This is a genomic window from Mesorhizobium opportunistum WSM2075, from assembly GCF_000176035.2.
Lineage (GTDB): Bacteria > Pseudomonadota > Alphaproteobacteria > Rhizobiales > Rhizobiaceae > Mesorhizobium > Mesorhizobium opportunistum.
Genome location: NC_015675.1, coordinates 2,089,111 through 2,106,613, shown reverse-complemented (window position 1 = coordinate 2,106,613; position 17,503 = coordinate 2,089,111). Strand labels below are relative to the sequence as shown.

The 17,503-nt window shown below is 63.9% G+C and carries 21 protein-coding genes; 14 read left to right on the top strand and 7 right to left on the bottom strand.

Features of this window, described 5'->3' with window-relative positions:
• Window positions 1–47: 47 nt before the first annotated feature.
• Complete coding sequence (locus MESOP_RS10095) at window positions 48–1,241, bottom strand: TMEM43 family protein (protein ID WP_013893230.1); 1,194 nt, start codon at window positions 1,239–1,241, stop codon at window positions 48–50.
• 497 nt (window positions 1,242–1,738) lie between these two features.
• On the opposite strand from MESOP_RS10095, the gene MESOP_RS10090 reads away from it, so the two are divergent.
• Together MESOP_RS10090 and MESOP_RS10085 are read left to right on the top strand one after the other, a co-directional pair.
• A complete protein-coding gene (locus tag MESOP_RS10090; RefSeq protein ID WP_013893229.1) occupies window positions 1,739–2,449 on the top strand; it encodes a helix-turn-helix transcriptional regulator in 711 nt (236 codons plus the stop codon).
• Window positions 2,446–3,216, top strand: a complete 771-nt coding sequence (locus MESOP_RS10085) for a helix-turn-helix transcriptional regulator (RefSeq protein ID WP_013893228.1) — start codon at window positions 2,446–2,448, stop codon at window positions 3,214–3,216. The genes MESOP_RS10090 and MESOP_RS10085 overlap by 4 nt, the downstream gene beginning before the upstream one ends.
• A gap of 45 nt (window positions 3,217–3,261) precedes the next feature.
• Here the strand turns inward: MESOP_RS10085 and MESOP_RS10080 are convergent, their stop codons facing one another.
• Genes MESOP_RS10080 through motA form a run of 6 tightly spaced genes read right to left on the bottom strand, consistent with a single transcriptional unit; the run spans window position 3,262 to window position 8,095 of the window.
• Window positions 3,262–3,696, bottom strand: a complete 435-nt coding sequence (locus MESOP_RS10080) for a hypothetical protein (RefSeq protein WP_013893227.1) — start codon at window positions 3,694–3,696, stop codon at window positions 3,262–3,264.
• The gene (flhB, locus tag MESOP_RS10075; protein ID WP_013893226.1) at window positions 3,693–4,775 is read right to left on the bottom strand and encodes a flagellar biosynthesis protein FlhB; all 1,083 of its coding nucleotides are present in this window, start codon (window positions 4,773–4,775) and stop codon (window positions 3,693–3,695) included. Before flhB ends, MESOP_RS10080 begins: the two co-directional genes overlap by 4 nt.
• Before the next feature lie 3 nt (window positions 4,776–4,778).
• The gene (locus MESOP_RS10070; protein ID WP_013893225.1) at window positions 4,779–5,789 is read right to left on the bottom strand and encodes a flagellar motor switch protein FliG; all 1,011 of its coding nucleotides are present in this window, start codon (window positions 5,787–5,789) and stop codon (window positions 4,779–4,781) included.
• A gap of 46 nt (window positions 5,790–5,835) precedes the next feature.
• On the bottom strand, window positions 5,836–6,222 hold the full coding sequence (gene fliN, locus MESOP_RS10065) for a flagellar motor switch protein FliN (protein WP_013893224.1): 387 nt from the start codon (window positions 6,220–6,222) through the stop codon (window positions 5,836–5,838).
• Window positions 6,223–6,239: 17 nt separating this feature from the next.
• Window positions 6,240–7,187 carry a FliM/FliN family flagellar motor switch protein gene (locus MESOP_RS10060; RefSeq protein WP_013893223.1) on the bottom strand — a complete coding sequence of 316 codons (948 nt, stop codon included), beginning with the start codon at window positions 7,185–7,187 and terminating at the stop codon, window positions 6,240–6,242.
• Window positions 7,188–7,219: 32 nt separating this feature from the next.
• A complete protein-coding gene (motA, locus tag MESOP_RS10055) occupies window positions 7,220–8,095 on the bottom strand; it encodes a flagellar motor stator protein MotA (protein WP_013893222.1) in 876 nt (291 codons plus the stop codon).
• Window positions 8,096–8,254: 159 nt separating this feature from the next.
• Between motA and MESOP_RS10050 the strand changes: the two genes are divergently transcribed.
• The 12 genes from MESOP_RS10050 to flgH all read left to right on the top strand — a co-directional run bounded on the left by MESOP_RS10050 (window position 8,255) and on the right by flgH (window position 17,502).
• Window positions 8,255–9,376 (top strand): DUF1217 domain-containing protein, encoded by a 1,122-nt coding sequence (locus MESOP_RS10050; RefSeq protein WP_013893221.1) that lies wholly within the window; start codon window positions 8,255–8,257, stop codon window positions 9,374–9,376.
• 2 nt (window positions 9,377–9,378) lie between these two features.
• Window positions 9,379–10,101 carry a flagellar basal-body rod protein FlgF gene (gene flgF / locus MESOP_RS10045; RefSeq protein ID WP_013893220.1) on the top strand — a complete coding sequence of 241 codons (723 nt, stop codon included), beginning with the start codon at window positions 9,379–9,381 and terminating at the stop codon, window positions 10,099–10,101.
• 1 nt (window position 10,102) lies between these two features.
• Window positions 10,103–11,503: a flagellar protein export ATPase FliI gene (gene fliI / locus MESOP_RS10040; RefSeq protein WP_013893219.1), complete on the top strand. Its 1,401-nt coding sequence runs from the start codon at window positions 10,103–10,105 to the stop codon at window positions 11,501–11,503.
• Window positions 11,484–12,329 carry a hypothetical protein gene (locus MESOP_RS10035; protein WP_013893218.1) on the top strand — a complete coding sequence of 282 codons (846 nt, stop codon included), beginning with the start codon at window positions 11,484–11,486 and terminating at the stop codon, window positions 12,327–12,329. Before fliI ends, MESOP_RS10035 begins: the two co-directional genes overlap by 20 nt.
• 170 nt (window positions 12,330–12,499) lie before the next feature.
• The gene (gene flgB, locus MESOP_RS10030) at window positions 12,500–12,880 is read left to right on the top strand and encodes a flagellar basal body rod protein FlgB (RefSeq protein ID WP_013893217.1); all 381 of its coding nucleotides are present in this window, start codon (window positions 12,500–12,502) and stop codon (window positions 12,878–12,880) included.
• Window positions 12,881–12,882: 2 nt separating this feature from the next.
• Window positions 12,883–13,299 (top strand): flagellar basal body rod protein FlgC, encoded by a 417-nt coding sequence (gene flgC / locus MESOP_RS10025; protein ID WP_013893216.1) that lies wholly within the window; start codon window positions 12,883–12,885, stop codon window positions 13,297–13,299.
• Window positions 13,296–13,619, top strand: a complete 324-nt coding sequence (gene fliE, locus MESOP_RS10020) for a flagellar hook-basal body complex protein FliE (protein WP_013893215.1) — start codon at window positions 13,296–13,298, stop codon at window positions 13,617–13,619. Before flgC ends, fliE begins: the two co-directional genes overlap by 4 nt.
• Before the next feature lie 10 nt (window positions 13,620–13,629).
• A complete protein-coding gene (gene flgG, locus MESOP_RS10015; protein ID WP_013893214.1) occupies window positions 13,630–14,418 on the top strand; it encodes a flagellar basal-body rod protein FlgG in 789 nt (262 codons plus the stop codon).
• Between the two features lie 2 nt (window positions 14,419–14,420).
• Entirely contained in the window at window positions 14,421–14,969 is a 549-nt protein-coding gene (gene flgA / locus MESOP_RS10010) for a flagellar basal body P-ring formation chaperone FlgA (RefSeq protein ID WP_013893213.1), read from the top strand.
• Entirely contained in the window at window positions 14,966–16,207 is a 1,242-nt protein-coding gene (locus tag MESOP_RS10005) for a flagellar basal body P-ring protein FlgI (protein WP_013893212.1), read from the top strand. Before flgA ends, MESOP_RS10005 begins: the two co-directional genes overlap by 4 nt.
• A 3-nt stretch (window positions 16,208–16,210) precedes the next feature.
• A complete protein-coding gene (locus tag MESOP_RS10000; RefSeq protein WP_041164050.1) occupies window positions 16,211–16,795 on the top strand; it encodes a MotE family protein in 585 nt (194 codons plus the stop codon).
• Window positions 16,792–17,502, top strand: coding sequence for a flagellar basal body L-ring protein FlgH (flgH, locus tag MESOP_RS09995; RefSeq protein WP_013893210.1), 711 nt, complete (start codon window positions 16,792–16,794; stop codon window positions 17,500–17,502). The genes MESOP_RS10000 and flgH overlap by 4 nt, the downstream gene beginning before the upstream one ends.
• Window position 17,503 lies beyond the last annotated feature (1 nt).

The window sequence follows — 17,503 nt, the reverse complement described above, 5'->3', positions numbered from 1 at the left end:
GCGACAGGCACGAAAGAAAAGGGCGCGTGGCCGCCCTTGTTCGCAGGCTACGCCGCGGTGCCAGTGCCTGGCGCGGCCATCGGCGCCACTGGCTTGCGTGACCGCCCGAGATAATAGACCGCCGCCGCAGCGATGACGCCGGCGGCCAGGATGCCAACCGCCAGAACCGGCCGATACCAGAACCAGGCAATCGCGATCGTCGTCGTGCCGACCAGGATCGCCAGGAAGAAGGCGATGATGCCGGTTCCCATCCGCGCCATGCTGCCGAGGAACGGGATGACGTCGAGGATCACGCCGATCGGGCTGAGGAACAGCGCAAAGCCGATCGTCAAAAGCAGCAGGCCGGCGGCACGCAGCAGCCAGGTGATCAGCGTGTTGGCGCTGACCGCCTCGGCGAACATCTTGTCGGCTGGCACCTGGCCCGTATCGACCATCAGCAGCGCATCGCCTGCTTCCGTCTGGTAAGGCTCGAACCGGCTGCCGGCCTGGCGCGCGACGATGCTGATCACGCCGAGCGGCGCAAGGTCGTAGCCGATGCGGTAGTCGCCGAGCGCCGGCGTTGTGTTGTCGGTACCGAGATAGATCCTGCCGTCGACGATGCTGAGCGGCTTCGTCCCGGAATAGGCGGCCTTTATCGCGGCCGACTGGCTTGGCGATAGCGAAAGATCCTTGTCGCCCTCGATGCGATCCAGCACTGGCGCATCGAGATCGAAGGCGACGAGCTTGCCTTCCGGAATCTGGAAGGTCCGGCTGTGGATCGCCATCGGCGGATTCTGATGGCCATCCGGCTTCTTGAAATCCGACGAGTCGATCTGGCTGTCGTCCCACACCTTCGAATAGCTGTAGGTCGTCTCCGTCTCCTCGCCGCCGCCGAGCTTCTTGGTGGTCTCGGATTTGGAGTCTTCCTTCCACTGATACATCTCGACGCTGCGCGACAGGCGCAGGCCTTGCGCCGCGATCCCGAAATCCGGATCCGACAGCCCGCTATCGGCTGTCACCGGCCCGCTGACATGCACCAGTTTGCCGTCATTGGCGGCGTCGACACTGGCGGCGCCCGTGGAGACGACGGCGCCGGCGCCCTCGGCCAGCGAGCGCGCCGTCTGCACCGCGCGGCCTTCGTTCCAGAACAGCCCGATCACCATCAGCACGACTAGAAGCAGGCCGAATATGACCCCGCCGACCGCGCGTTTGATCCGCCCGAACCACGAGACGGACGTAACTTCCCGAAATGAATCGCTCATAGTTTCCCCCCGAAACCCAAATATGCCATCAGCCTGTGTAACGACTTCGTGAGTCATGCCGTCTACAGGCTCGATTGCCGGAGATGCCCATCCCTTCGGCATTTTCGAATCTATCGCAACGGGCCGGCCGCCGATATGGCCGGCTTGCACAGTCCCGACATTTTCACGCCTCGAAGGCTACGAAAATCGCCTCCTGAATCGCACCTCGAGTCCATCAGATTCGATTTTGTCAAATCGCGTTTGATGTCGGATTCATCTGCGGGTAGATTAGAACCGAATCAGCCGGTCCTCGGGGGGCGCGGCGACCACCCAAAGTCTCACGTTCCGGAAATTTTCCGGCGCCAGACGCGGACGGCTTCGCGTTCCCTGAATGGATTCCGTCTGATTGGCGCGGCCCCGCGCCTCGTGTGTGTCTCGTAAAAGTAACGCGTTTTCGGGTTCGGCGGCTGGCTCTCCAGCATCCGGACATCAGAATCGATTCCGGCCAAAAGCATCAGATGAGCAGTCCCGCCGCGCTTCTTCAATCCGACACACTAGGCTCGCGCCTGACGTCGCGCGGTGATCTCACCAGCTTTTTCATGGAATTGACCGCCGAGATCGGCGCCGACAGCTACATGCTGGTCGCCATGGTCCATGACCAGGACCGCAACGACGCGCGCATCGTCTCCTCGAACTGGATCTTCGACGCCATCGAATTGATCGGCAAGCGGCTGATCGCCGGCCTTGCCCAGGGCACGCTCACCGTTGCGCCCGGTACCCGTCCAAGACCGCTGGTGGCGGCGCAGGCGCCGGATGCGGATGGACTGGTCTCCGGCGAAGAGGCCCGCCTGCTCGACGTGCTCGGCCATGCCGAGATCTATTCGCTGCGGCTGAATGTCGGTCGTCAGCGCCTGTTCGCCCTGTTCTCGGCGGCAAGTGCCGGCAAGATCGACCAGCCGGCACTGATGAAGGCGCAACTGAAGTGCTGCTATGCGCTCTCGCACATTCCGCAGCTGATCGCCGCCGCCGCCATGCAGGATCCGCTGTCTGACCGCGAGCGCGAATGCCTGTTCTGGGTCTCGGAGGGCAAGACCACCGATGAGGTCGCCGTCATCCTTGGCGTCTCGTCCAACACCGTCAACAGCTACATCACCCACGCCATCCAGAAGTTTGCCGCCAGCAACCGCGCGATGGCCATCGCCACGGCGATCAGGAGTGGCATCATTTGAAAAACGCCGACATCAAGGAAGCAGCCGAAGCCCTTTTCAACGAGCAGCGCAACCCGTTCGGCGCCTTCTCGCTCGGCTCCGAAACGCATCACGCGGTCACCATTCCCGATGCCGTGCGCCGCTGCCGCTGGATATCGGTCGACATCAACGCCTCGGCCTTCGGCCTGTTCTTCGTCAGCCCGTCACCGGAGCGGGCACGGCTGGTCCCGTGTTTCGATTCCGACTATCCCGGCGTCGCGGTGGCGACGAAGTTCATCTCGGCCGCCAATGGCGAGGAGATCGTGCGTCACACCCGAAACTCGACGGAGCCGCGCTGGTGGGCGGATGACGGCGTCGCGGCTATGGCTGAGATGTTCGGCAAACTCGCCTGGACCGAGCAGATGGCGCCGCTGGCGCCCGGCACCAGCGGTATCGCCTTGCCCGTCCATGCCGATCGCGGCCAGTGCGGTCTTGTCGTCTTCCTCGGATCGGAGATCGCCCTCCCCCAGGATACGCTCTACGAAATCCATGCCCGCTGTTTTTCGCTGTTCGCCGCTGTCGCCCGGATCCTTCCGAGCGATGCCGGCAGGACGCGCGCCATCTCCAAGCGCGAACTCGAATGCCTGAAGCTGACCGCCAACGGCAACACCAGCGAAGAGATCGCGCGGCTGCTGAAACTGTCGGTGCACACCGCCAACCAGTACCTGACCCAGTCGACGCAGAAGCTCAACGCCGTCAACCGCAACCAGGCGGTGGCCAAGGCGCTGCGGCTCGGTTTGATCGAATAGTGAAACGATCCGAGCGGTCGAGGTCTGTTGAGGTTCAAGTAGATATCAGAAGGCCAGCGGCTCGACCCTGCGGATACGAGCCTCTTCGATCACAGTCTCGAGCAAGGCCGTATTGTGCTCGGGATCTTCGCCCGGCTTCTCGAACGAGACGTAGTTGACCACGACCGAGTTGCCGTTCTCGCTCAGCGTCAGCTGGAAATAGACCGTCGCCCCAGGCGGCCGCAGCTCAAGGTCGAGCACGATGCGCGGGCTGCCGCTCCAGTCGACATGCGCCTCGCCGCCATGACCGAGCCTGAGCGTGCCGGGCATGAAGAACAGCTCCGCCGCTGAATCGACCAGGTCCGACAGGCAGGCGAAATGCTCCAGCCGGATGAAGGCGATATAGTCGGCGACATCGATCAGCCTCAGTTCGCCCACCACTTGCTCGATGGCGCTGGCGACGATGATCTCGCGGGATTTTGCGTGCGGTTGGCGGTTCATGAAATCTGTCTGCGCTCAGCCTTTTTCGAGTAGACGATCCGCACCAGTTCGGCGACGGCCTGGTAGAATTGCGACGGGATCACATTATCGACCGAAACTTGCTTGTACATGGAGCGGGCGAGCGCCACGTCCTCGAAGATCGGGATGTTGTGTTCCCTGGCGATCTCGCGGATTTTCAGCGCCACCAGGTCCTGCCCCTTGGCCACCACAAGCGGCGCCGAATCCTCGTCGCGCACATATTTCAGCGCAATCGAGAAGTGGGTCGGGTTGGCGATGATCAGCGTCGCGCGCGGCACCGCCGTCATCATCCGCTTGCGCGCGCGGTCGCGTGCCAGCGAGCGCAGCCGAGACTTGACGATCGGGTCGCCCTCGGACTGCTTGAACTCATCCTTGACCTCCTGCTTGCTCATGCGCAGGTCCTGCTTCCAGTGGAAGCGCGACCAGACGATGTCGATCGCCGCGATCAGCCCCATGACGAAGACGATCGCCACCAATATGTCGACCGCGATGCCGCGGATGACGAGGCCGAAGGCAACGGGATTGGTGATCATCCCGGCGAGCAGCTTGCGGTGATCTTCCGACAGCGTGAAGGAGAGCACGGCAATGGCGAAGCCGACCTTTCCCAAGGACTTCAGGAACTCGACCCAGCCCTGAACGCCGAACATGCGGTTCCAGCCCTTGACGATCGAGATGCGCGAAAACTGCGGCCTGATGCGCTCGCCGACGATCTGCGGCATGTTCTGCAGCACCGAGGCGCCGATGCCGGCGACACTCAGCAGCACCAGCAGGCTGACGAGGGCGCGGCCCACTTCCAGCATGACGAGTTTGTAGAGCGCGATGACATCGGTCTCGGTGTCCATCGGCCAGGCTTCCGGCTTCTCGAGAAATGTCGCCAGGAACATGCCGAGGTCGATGATGGCATCCTTGGCATAGAAGACGGTGAACACCAGTATGGCGACGAAGGAGGCGAGAAGCGCGGTTTCCCTCGAATGGGGCAGCTTGCCCTGTTCAATGGTGTCGCGGATCTTCTTTTCCGTCGCCTCCTCGGTTTTCGAATCCTTGTCGACGGCGTCGGACATGCCTTAGGCGGCGTCCTGCGTCGAAGGAAGTTCGAACGCCCCTTCGCGCGACAGACGGATCGTCGTCGTCACGATGGTCTTGCGTGCCGCCGTGATGTCGGCGGCGGGGATGCCTTCCGACCCCTCCCCGAGTTCGGCTTCGATCATGCGTCGTGACCGTGCGCCGATCGCCGACAGCACCGCCTCGGCGAGCGCCGCAGACGTGCCGCGCAACGCCAGCGTGACAAGTTCGGTCGACAGTCCGTCGAACAGCAGCACGCGTGCCTTCTGCGTAAGCAGCGGCAGGTCGTCGAAAGCGAACAGTCGCGCGCGCACGCCGTCGAGATCGGGCGTACCGGCGGCTTCCAGATCCTGCATGACCTCCTCGAGCAGCGGCTTGTCCAGTTCATTGAGCACGCTGGCGACGCGCGCCTGCCCCACCGACGTGTCCTTGGTCGAGGTTTCGGCCAGCACGCTGGTGCGCAGCCGGTTCTCGACAATCCTGGCCGCGGCATCCGGAACATTGGCCATGGTCACCATGCGCTTGATGATTTCGCCACGCATCGGCTTGGTCAGGGTCAAAAGCACCCCCGCCGCCGTCTGCGGCGCCAGCTTCGACAGCACCATGGCCGCCGTCTGCGGATGTTCGCCGGCCAGGAACGTGCCCAGCCGCGCCGGCTCGAGCTTCTCGAGCTCGGGCCAGATCGGTGGTGGGCCTTCCGGAGCGACCTCGAATTTCTTGTCGCCCATGATCGCGCTCATCTCTTCGGGCGAGAGCGATTCATTGAGGATCGTGTCCATCCTGTCGGCGGAATCGAGCAAGCCCGCGCCCTCGGTGAACTCGGCTTCGAATTCGGCGACGATGCGCTCGAGATCGCTCTGTGGAATTGTCCTGAGCAGCCGCGCACCCTCGATCAGCGCCTTCAGCTCCTCCTGCTTGAAGAATTTCAGGAGACGGCTGGCCGACGGCTTGCCCATAGCCACCAGGATGGCGGCCGCCTTCTGCGCGCGCGTCAGGGTCGCCGGCGTCGTCATATTGCCTCTCGCCTCCGCTGCCACCGGCAAGCCCCGCAAACCATGTCTAGGCGCCCTTCGTACCGGCGATGATTTCGGTCAGCCTGATGCCGAAGCGCGAGGGATCGCTTTCCAGCACCGTGATCTCGCCACGCGCGATCTTGCGGCCGTTGACGACGACGTCGACCGGTTCGCCGATGCGGCGGTTGAGCGCGACCGTCGACCCTTTCTGCAACGCCATCAGGTCGGACACAGCCATCTCGGTGCTGCCGAGGATGATCTGGACATCGACGGGGATGTTCATGATGACGCTGGAATTGGCCCCTGCCGCGGCCCGGAAGGCTGCATCGGGGCGCTGTTCCTCTTCATGCAGGACCCCGCGCAATTCCTCGATGGCGCGGTCGAGCTGCTCGTCCGGCTGGTCGAGGTCTGGTTCTGCCTTGGTCTTGGCCATCAATCGTCTCCAAATGCTCAGGCGCGCCCGGCGCCAGCCGGCATCAACCCGTCGATAAAGTCCTGCCCGGCATCGAAGGGATGCCTGATCCGGACGGTGTAATTCTGCCCCAGCTTGCCGAACTCGCATACGAACAGCGTCTGGCCGCGCGCGCCGAGGCGAGCCCGCGATTGCGCCGTTTCCTCGAAATCGATGACCTGGCCCACTTCCAGCTTCGCAAGGTCGCCCAGCGTCAGCCGCGCCAGCGGCATGGTGGCTTCGAGCGCCACCGTCGAGCGCATCACCTCTTCAGAAAAGCGTGCGCGCCAACTGGTGCCGGGATCGGCCTCGCTGGCGCTGGCGATGCCGTCGCGGCCGGCCAGCACGATACGCTGCGGCATCATCACCGTGATGCTGCCGCTGTCGACCGGCGTCGAGATGCCAAGGACGATGCGAATTGCCGCGCCGTCACGCAAAACATGCCGCCTGGCCTCGATGCCGGACATGGCACGCGGGGCCGGCAGTCGCAGTTCGAGCGAGCGCTGCCCCGATCCGTTCAGCGCCTGCGCTACCTCCTGGAACACCATGGTCGAGACATCGGCCTCGAGCGGCGACAGGTCGCGCTCGATTGGCGACACCGGCATGTCCGGGTCGCCGCCGAACAACGTGGAGACCATGATCGCGATCGCGGCTGCGTCGATGACGAGTGTCATCGCGTCCGACGACGCCGGCGAGCCGACCACGGTCATGGCGAAATTGTCGCCGGCGCGCGAGCGCGCCTCGGTAACGCGGCTGACCTCGACCGCCTTGAGATCGACGATGACGGGGACGCCAAGTCCGCTCGACAGCCCCTTCTGCAGCAGCGGCACGGCGCGTTCGGCCATGGCACGGCCGGCGTCGATGACCTGATCGGCCTCGCCGCTGTCACCGACCAGACGCTCTATGATCAGCGAGCGCGCTTGCGCGGGGCTGCCTGGACTGGTCATGACCGTGTGGGCACCGATCTGTCGTGCATCGCTCAGGCGGCCTTCTTCTCGGCGGCGCCGGTGTTCATCGTGCTCTGCTCGACGGCGTCGATGGTCGGCCGCTCATAGGACGAGATGGTCTTGCGGCCGAACTCGATCGCCACCTGCGGCAGGGCGCCGTTCATGTAGGCGAGCAGCGTCTGCTTGACGATGATATAGAGGCGGTTCTTCTTCTCGCGCACCGTCTTGATCTTGGTGGCGACCGGCCCGACCACCGCGTAGGACAGGAAGATGCCAAGGAACGTGCCGACCAGGGCGGCGCCGATCAGGCCACCGAGGATTTCCGGCGACTGGTCGAGCGCGCCCATCGCCTTGACCACGCCAAGCACAGCAGCAACGATGCCCAGCGCCGGCAGGCCGTCGCCGACCGCGACCAGCGCGTGATAGGCCTTCATCTTGTCGGACTTGATGGTCTGGATTTCCTCGTCCATCAGCGCCTCGATCTCATGCGAGCGGGCATTGCCGATGATGATGATGCGGCAGTAGTCGCAGATGAAGGCCATCAAATCGTGGTTCTTGAGCACGGTCGGAAAGGCCTGGAAGATCGCTGATTCTTCCGGATTGTCGATATGCGCCTCGACCTCGCTGCGCGATTTCGAGCGCAGCTCGCGCATCAGGCTGTGCAGCACGCCGAGCGTCTCCAGGTAATCCTGTTCCTTCGGCACCGCCTGCTTGAAGGCCTCGAGGATGCCCTTGCCGGTATCCTTGACCGTCTTCATCGGGTTCGCGACCAGGAAGGTGCCCAGTGCGGCGCCGCAGATGACCACGGCTTCCCACGGCTGGACCAGCACGTGCAGATGCCCGCCCATGGCCATGAAGCCGCCGAGGACGCAGCCGAGCGTTACCACCAGTCCAATCAGAATGCCCACGACAGGTCCTTCCGCATTTCACATCAGGTGCAAGGGATAGTCCCCGTGCCTTGTGTGAGGCTTGAATCGGAGCCGTCATGGAACCGAATTGAGGCGATTCAGTTTCGCGCAAGGAAGTGGCGCTATTGTGCTGGCATTGCTTCGGCCGGAGGCGCTTCCTTGCTCAATACCTTTACCAGCTACCAGTTGATCACCAGAGACATCTCGAAGTCGATCGACCGGATCGAGAAACAGCCGACGGTCGATCGCGACACGCAATATTATCTCGCCAACATCACCAAGGTGAAATCGATAGACGATTTCGTCAAAAACGATCGGTTGTTCAAATATGCCATGAAGGCCTACGGGCTTGAAGACATGGACTACGCCAAGGCGTTCATGGTCAAGGCGCTCAAGGAAGGCGTCACCGATCCCGACAGCTTCGCCAACAAGCTGACCGACAAGCGCTACGCCCAGTTCGTCAGCGCATTTAATTTTGCCGCCAACGGCGCCGATGCGACGATCTACAACAAGGCGCAGCAGCTGGTGATGAAGAACTACGCCACGCAGGCGCAGATCGCCGGTCTCGATCCGAATTCCGACTATGTGAAGGGCGAGACGACCTATTATCTCGCCAACATCACCAAGGTGAAGTCCGTCGACGATCTGATGTCGAACAGCCGGCTCTACACCTACGCGCTGGCTGCATATGGTCTAGACTCCGCGACCGAGGACAAGGACCTGATCAAGCAGGTTCTGCAAAGCAAGGTGAGCGATCCTGACAGTGTCGCCAACAAGCAGACGAACCCAGCTTACGCGGGACTGGCTTTGGCCTTCAATTTCGAAGCCAATGGCGAGAACGCCACCACCATCAGTCCGGCGCAGCAGCCAACTGTCGACAAGTATCTGCGCCAGACGCTCGAAGAGGATGCCGGCCAGACCAATCAGGGCGTGCGGCTGGCGCTTTATTTCCAACGCAAGGCGCCTGACATAACCAGCTGGTACGACGTGCTGGCCGACACGGCTCTTGCCAGCGTCGTGCGCACCGCGCTCGGCCTGCCCGATTCCTTCGCCACCGCCAATATCGACAAGCAGGCGCAGTTGTTCGAGCAGAAGCTCGACCTCACGGATTTCACCGATCCCGCGAAGCTCACCAAGTTCCTGACCCGCTTCACCAGCATGTACGAGATCAACAACCCGACCTCGACCGCGGTGTCGTCGATCAGCGTGCTCTTCGCCAAGCCGGTCACGTCGGGCATCTCCACCGACCTGATGATGGCCATGCAGAAGTTGAAGTTCTGACCATGCGGGACAGTCTCTACGTCGCCCTTTCCGCGCAAATGGCGCTCGAGCGCCGGCTCGACACGATCGCCGACAATGTCGCCAACGCCAATACCGTCGGGTTTCGCGCCACTGGCGTGAAATTCGAGGACGTGGTGTCCGGCACCGGGCAGAAATCGGTCTCCTTCGCTTCGTCCGGCAAGACCTATCTTTCCGGCGCCCACGGCCCCCTGAACGAGACCGGCAACCCATTCGATTTCGCCATCCAGGGCGACGCCTGGTTCGCCATCGACACGCCCGCCGGCCCCGTCATGACCCGCGACGGCCGGTTTTCCATGAACGAGAATGGTGAGCTGATGTCGATCGAGGGCCATCCGGTGCTCGATGCCGGCGGGGCGCCGATCCAGCTCGACCCGCGCAACGGCCCGCCCAAGGCAGGCGCCGACGGCTCGCTGCGCCAGAACGATCAGCTTGTCGGCTCGATCGGCCTCTACAATTTCGATCCGGGCGTAAACTTCGTGCGCTACGGCAATTCGGGCATCGTGCCGGCACGCACGCCCGAACCGGTCACCGATCGCTCCGATGTCGGCATCGCCCAGGGCTTCGTCGAGGAGTCCAACGTCAATCCGGTGCTGGAGATGACGCGGCTGATCATGGTCCAGCGTGCCTTCGAAAACACCGCGGCCCTGATGCGGCAGACGGATTCCTCCACAGACGAGGCGATCAAGACGCTCGGCTCGAAGTAGCATGTCGCTCCAACAGCCATCCATCCGCGCACCCGAGAGACAGCCGCAGCCGGCGCCGGAAGACCGCCTGGCCGCGCTCGAGCGTGTATGGCGCCGCTTCAGCGGCGCCGACGCGCTGGTCAAGCGTGGCGGCCTCGTCACCGAAGTTACGCCCACGCACTACAAGGTGCGCGGCCTTTCCGATTTCGCTCGGTTGGGCGACATCGTCGAGCAGCGCGGCCTGGCCGGCGCGCGCCGCGGCGAAATCGTCAAGATCAGCCGCGACGAGGTTGTCGTAGCCCCCTTCGAACGCAGTGCCGATGCCGGTATCGGCGATGCCGTCTTCCGCCGCGGCCCGCTCGCCGTGGCTCCGCACGGCTCGTGGCGCGGCCGCACCATAGATGCGCTGACCCGGGCGATCGACGGAGGCCCGCCGCTCGTCAGGGGTGACGACATGGCGGCCAGCGCCACCACGCCCGGTGCCATGGCCCGGCAGCGTGTCGGCACGGCGTTCATGACCGGCGTCAAGGTCATCGACATCTTCACGCCGCTGTGCCTAGGCCAGCGCCTCGGCGTCTTTGCCGGCTCCGGCGTCGGCAAGTCGACGCTGCTTGCCATGCTCGCCGGTGCCGACGCTTTCGACACTGTCGTCGTGGCGCTGATCGGCGAACGCGGCCGCGAGGTCCGCGAATTCCTCGAGGATACGATCGGCGACAGCATGGCCAAGACCGTGGCCGTTGTCGCCACCAGCGATGAGAGCGCCATGATGCGCCGGCGCGCACCCGACACCGCCATGCGGGTCGCGGAGCATTTTCGCGACCAGGGCCACCGCGTGCTCCTGGTGCTGGATTCGATCACCCGCTTCGCCCATGCGTTGCGCGAAGTGGCGACGGGAACCGGCGAGCCGCCGGTCGCCCGCGGATACCCTGCCTCGGTTTTCACAGAACTGCCGAAGCTGCTTGAGCGAGCCGGGCCAGGAGCTGAGGGAAAAGGCTCGATTACCGCCATCATTTCCGTGCTGGTCGATGGCGACGATCACAACGATCCGGTCGCCGATTCCGTGCGCGGCATCCTCGACGGCCATGTCGTGCTCGACCGCGCGATCGCCGAACAGGGCCGCTATCCGCCGGTCAATCCGCTGTCGTCCATATCGCGTCTGGCTGGCAAGGCGTGGAGCCTCGAGCAGCGCGCCCTGGTGACCCGGCTGAAGTCGATGATCTCGCGCTTCGAGGACACACGCGACATTCGCCTGCTCGGCGCCTATCAGGGTGGCGTCGATGCCGAGCTCGACATTGCCGTGCGCCAGGTGCCGCTGATCTACGAGGCGCTGACGCAGTCGCCCAGGGACCGTCCTTCGACCGATCCGTTCTCCGACCTTGCCCGTCATCTCAAGGGAAAGCAGAATGCCGAACCAGGAGAGTGAACGACAGTACACCGAGCGCGTCCTGCGCGAGATGATCGCCGACGCGAACGCCGCGGAGGAAGCCAGGACACGGGAAGCGAATGCGGCCAAGACAAAAGCCGCTCGCGCCATAGCCGCCAAGGCCGAGGCTGTTCTGGCCAGGGCTGTCAAGCCGATCCTGCCCCGGGCTGGCAGAGCCGAGCCTATTGCGCCCAGGGTTGTCGAGCCCACCCTTCACGAGGTTCCTCATGTAGAGGCTGCCGAGATGGCGCAGGCCAGCCGCAACTTGCTGATCGACGACCTGTTCCGCGTCACCGAGTGGCCGCAGCCGCCAAAGGCGCAATTTCCCAGGGTGGGCAAGAAGCCCGACCGGCGAAGCGATGTCGTCATTGCCGCGCTCGGCATTGCGCTCGGTCTCACCTGCGCCCTGTTTCCCTGGTACATCTTCTTCAACCAGGACCAGTTCGGCGTCCAGGCGATCAAGTTCGGCGGCACCGGCACCAATTCGGGGCGCGAGGGTGGCGGCGTGGTCGCCGAACGCAGTGCGCCGCTGACGGCGAAGGACGTTCCCAACGCCAATCTCGACCTGTTTGCCACGGCAACGGTGCAGGACGATTCAAGGCCGGCATCGCCGCCCGGCGATCAGCCCTTTCCTGCCGACGTCGCGAAATTCCGTATGGTCCACGTCGCCAACGGCCGCGCCATGATCGAGGACGACACCGGCCTGTGGCTCGTCCAGCGCGGCTCGAAATTGCCCGATTCCAGCAAGGTGTCGGCGATCGAACAGCGCAACGGCAAATGGGTCATGCTCACCAGCACCAATCAGGTGATCGAGCTTTCCAGGTAGTCGACGCGGTTTGCCCTAAATCAAAGGGGTAAAGCCTGATGCCTGGACAAACGGTGCCCGTTTGTCCGAGAAAACCGGGTCACGCTTTTGAGCATCCGCTTTAGCGGTCGTCCGCAAGGTCCGCGCAAGACTGGCGGCCTAGTCTCTGGGGCATCTGCCCGGAGATTCCCATGGAGCCCGTTTCCCTTTTCGATCTCGCCGCCAAGCAAGCGCAGTGGCTGGCCGTGCGCCAGTCGGCGATCGCCGGCAACATCGCCAATGCCAACACGCCGGGCTACACGGCAAACGATGTCGAGCCGTTCGAAAAGGTGCTCGACCGTGCCGCGGTGTCGCTGCAGGCCACCCAGGCCGGCCATCTCGGCAGCGCCGCGACCAATGCCGGCTTCGCCATCAAGCCACAGGAAGACGACGGTGTCGTCATGCCGTCCAAGAATTCGGTGGTGCTCGAGGACCAGCTTCTCAAGGCCGGCGAGGTGCGCCGTTCCTTCGAGCTCAACACGGCCATCGTCAAGGCGTTCCACTCGATGATGATGATGGCGGTTAAGAGCTGACCATGGACGCGCTGACCGCAGCCCTGAAAGTCGCAGCATCCGGCCTTGGCGCCCAGTCCGAGCGCCTGCGTGTTGTTTCTGAAAACCTCGCCAATGCCCAGTCGACCGGTACCACGCCCGGCTCCGACCCGTATCGCCGCAAGACCATCAGCTTCGTTTCCGAACTCGACAGGGCCTCGGGCAGCTCGACCGTCGAAGTGAACTCGATCGACCGCGACCCGAGTGACTTTCCCGTCGAATTCCAGCCCGGCAACGAAGCCGCCGATGAGAAGGGCTACGTCAAGATGCCCAATGTCAACGTGCTGATCGAAATGGCCGACATGACCGAGGCCAACCGCTCCTACGAGGCCAACCTGCAAGTCGTGAAGCAGGCGCGCGACCTCATTTCCATGACCATCGACCTGATGAGGAACCAATGATCGTGAACGGCATCGGCGCGCTTAACCTGAAGCCTGGGCTGGGCGACACGGCGACGGACCTGCTTCAAGGCGGCGTTGCGCCCGCGGCGCCCGGTAACCTTGGCACGTCCTTCGCCGAGGCGCTGAGCCAGGCCGCCTCCAAGACCGTCAGCACGATGCAGAATGCCGAGCAGGTGTCGATGCAGGCGCTCAAGGGCGACGCCGATACCCGCCAGGTCGTCGATGCCGTGATGAGCGCGCAGCAGGCGCTTCAGACCGCCGTCGCCATCCGCGACAAGGTCGTTTCGGCCTATCTCGAAGTCAGTCGTATGGGCATCTGAGGAGTAGGTCATGAAAGCACTCGCCATCGCCGCCACCGGCATGAATGCCCAGCAGACAAATCTGGAAGTCATCGCCAACAACATCGCCAACATCAACACCACCGGCTACAAGCGGGCACGCGCCGAATTCTCCGACCTGCTCTATCAGGTCGACCGCACGCAAGGCGTACCCAACCGCTCCAACGCCTCGCTGGTGCCGGAAGGCGTCTCGATCGGCCTCGGCGTCAAGACGACCGCCGTGCGCAACGTCCACACCCAGGGCGAACTGACCAGCACCGGCAACAGTTTCGACATGGCGCTCACCGGCCGGGGCTGGTTCCAGATCGAGGGCGCCGATGGCGGCACGCTCTACAGCCGCGCCGGTGCCTTCAACACCAACGCCACCGGCCAGTTGGTGACCGTGGACGGCGCCAGTGTCATTCCGGCCATCAACGTGCCTGTCGATGCCGTCGAGGTCATCGTCAACAAGACCGGCCAGGTCTTCGCCCGCATCGACGGCCAGACCGACCTGCAGAACCTCGGCCAGCTTCAGATCGCGAACTTCGCCAACGAGGCGGGCCTCGCCCCGCTCGGCGACAATCTGTTCCAGGAAACAACCGCCTCCGGCCCGGCCAATGTCGGCGTCCCCGGCGACCCCGGCTTCGCCACCATCCAGCAGGGTTACCTCGAGGCCTCCAACGTCGATCCGGTCAAGGAAATCACCGAGTTGATCTCGGCGCAGCGCGCCTATGAGATGAACTCCAAGGTCATTCAGGCCGCCGACGACATGGCCTCCGTCGTCTCCAAGAACATCAGGTAACGATGGCCATGCCGATCTCCTGCTCCGCATTCCGCCGCACCGCGCTCGTCCTTGCGCTGGTGACCGGTGGCATGCCGGCTTTCGCCCAGGAATCGACAAACCAATCGGCAGGTCAATCGGCAAATCAATCAGCCACTCAGATCGCCAGCAATCAAGCCGTCGGCGAGGTCGTGCTGATCCCCAACCGGGTCATCTATCCCGGCGAGACCATCGAGCTCACCGCCTTGAAACAGGTGACCCTGATCCCGGGCAAGCACAAGCCCGAGGCGATGGCGACGGTGGCCGAGGAACTCCAGGGCAAGGTCGCCAAGCGCACGCTGCTGCCCGGCCGCTATATTCCTTCGACAGCCATTCGCGATGCCTGGCTGGTTGAACAGGGTGCTGCCGTTCAGGTATTCTTCATCTCGGGCGGCCTGACGATATCGGCCACAGCCGTGACGTTGCAGCCAGGTTCCGCCGGCGACCTCATCAAGGTTCGCAACAGCGACAGCGGCAAGATCCTCTCCGGCACGGTGATGGCCGACGGAACCATCCAGGTCAGCGCTTCATGATGCGTCCGCTTGCCCTTCTGCTGGCGGCCTTGCTCGGCCTGCAGCCGGCGCTGGCTGACGGCCTGACGCCCAAGGCCAAGCGCGAACTCGCGGCCAGGAATGGCGGCGTCTACGACGATCCCGAATATGATCCGGCCACCACCACCCGCATGTTCCGCGTTTCGCCCGGGCCGAGCTCGCTGCCGCCTGGCCAGGTCGCCTCGCGCATCAAGGACATCGCCCAGCTGCAGAGTTCGCGCGACAACCAGCTCGTCGGCTACGGCCTGGTCATCGGGCTTGCCGGATCGGGTGACAGCCTGCGCAATTCGCCGTTCACCGAACAATCGATCCGCGCCATGCTCGAAAACCTCGGCATCGCCACCGAAGGCGGCAGCGCACGCGCCAAGAACGTCGCCGCCGTTATCGTCACCGCCAACATGCCGCCCTATGTGCAGTCGGGCGCGCGCATCGACATCGACGTCTCCTCGATGGGCGACGCGACCTCGCTTGCCGGCGGCACGCTGATCATGACGCCGCTGAAAGCGGCGGACGGCGAGATCTACGCCGTCGGCCAGGGCGCGGTCATCGTTTCGGGCTTCACCGCCCAGGGGCAGGCCGAGCAATTGACGCAAGGCGTGCCGACCGCCGGCCGGGTGCCGAACGGCGCCATCGTCGAGCGTTCGGTGAAAGCCGAGTTCGACGACCAGGCGATCCTCACGCTGCAATTGCGCAATCCCGATTTTTCGACGGCCATCCGCATCGCCGACGCAATCAACGACTACACCAGCCAGCGCTTCGGCATGCGCGTGGCGGGCGAGCGCGATTCCCGAACCGTGCAGATCAGGCGGCCGAAGAATGTTTCGGCGGCGCGCTTCTACGCCGAGATCGAGAATCTGGTGGTCGAGTCCGACACGCCGGCCCGTGTCGTCATCGACGAGCGCACCGGCACCATCGTCATCGGCAACGACGTCAAGATCTCGCGCGTCGCCATCAGCCACGGCACGCTGACCGTGCGCATTACCGAAGCGCCGCGCGTCGTGCAGCCCGAACCCTTCTCCAAGGGCGAAACCGCCGTCGAGCCATTCACCGCCATCGATGCCAGCCGGCCGGACGCGCGTGTCGCCGTGCTGGACGGGCCGGACCTGCAGACTCTCGTCTCCGGCCTCAACCGGCTCGGCGTCAAGCCGGACGGCATCATTGCCATCCTGCAAGGCATCAAGTCGGCTGGCGCCCTGCAAGCCGATCTGGTTCTCCAATAGGCGATGCCGATGATCCTTTCCCTCTCACCCCATGAAAGACGCCGCTCCGGCGCGATCCTGCTCGCCACAGCTGCCCTTGCGGCCATGTCCTTTTCCGGCAGCGCGCGCGGCGAGGACACCGTTCGCCAGGTTCTGCCCGGAGCGCAGCCCGCCGTGGCGCCACAGCAATTGACACGGCAGAAGGCACCGGACCAAAGCGAGATCGAGCGCTTTTGCTCAAACATAGCCGATGCCGCCCGTGACCGCCGCTATGCCTTGCAGGCCGAGGAGCTGAAGCAGCTCCAGGCCGGCATCGACGAGCGCATGAAGGCTCTGGACGCAAAGAAGGCCGAATACGAGACCTGGCTGAAGCGGCGCGAGGTCTTCCTGGCCCGGGCAGAGGACGGCGTCGTCAAGATCTATGCCGGCATGAAGCCCGATGCGGCGGCCGAGCGCCTGGCAATCGTCAACGCCGACCTCGCCGCGGCCATCCTGATGAAGCTCGATTCACGCAAGGCCAGCGTCATCCTCAATGAAATGGACCAGAAGGCGGCGGCGGCGCTCACCGGCATCATGGCCAGCGCAGCTCGAAGGGTAGACCCGTCATGATCCGCAGAATGCTTGTCCTGTGCGCGGTCGCGGCGCTGTCCGGCTGCGGCACCAACCTCAAGGAAGTCGGCAAGGAACCGGCGCTCTCTCCGGTCGGCTCGGGCATAGACGGCGGCGATACCGGCTCCCTTTACAAATATCCCGAGACGCCACGCGCGCCGGTCAAGAAATTCTCGCTGTGGGACGATCGCCAGAGCCGGCTCTTCACCGACCCACGGGCACTGTCGCAGGGCGACATCCTGACCGTCAGGATCAAGATCAACGACCGCGCCAACTTCAAGAACCAGAATGACAGGAGCCGTACCGCCAACCGCAAGCTCGGCTTCGATATCAGCGCGCAATGGGACAAGATCGGCAGCACTGCCGGCAAAGGCGCTGGAGCACTGAATTCCCAAACCGACACGACCGCCGATGGCGAGATAAAGCGATCCGAGACGTTGGAACTCAACGTGGCGGCCATCGTCACCGACGTCCTGCCCAATGGCAATCTGATGATCACAGGCTCGCAGGAAGTGCGTGTCAACGCCGAACTCAGGGTGCTGACCATCGCCGGCATCGTGCGGCCGGCCGATATCGGCGCCGAGAACACGATCCCCTACGAACGCATCGCCGAAGCGCGCATTTCCTACGGCGGACGCGGCCGTATCACCGAGGTCCAGCAACCCGCCTACGGCCAGCAGGTTCTCGACCAGGTTCTTCCGTTCTAGG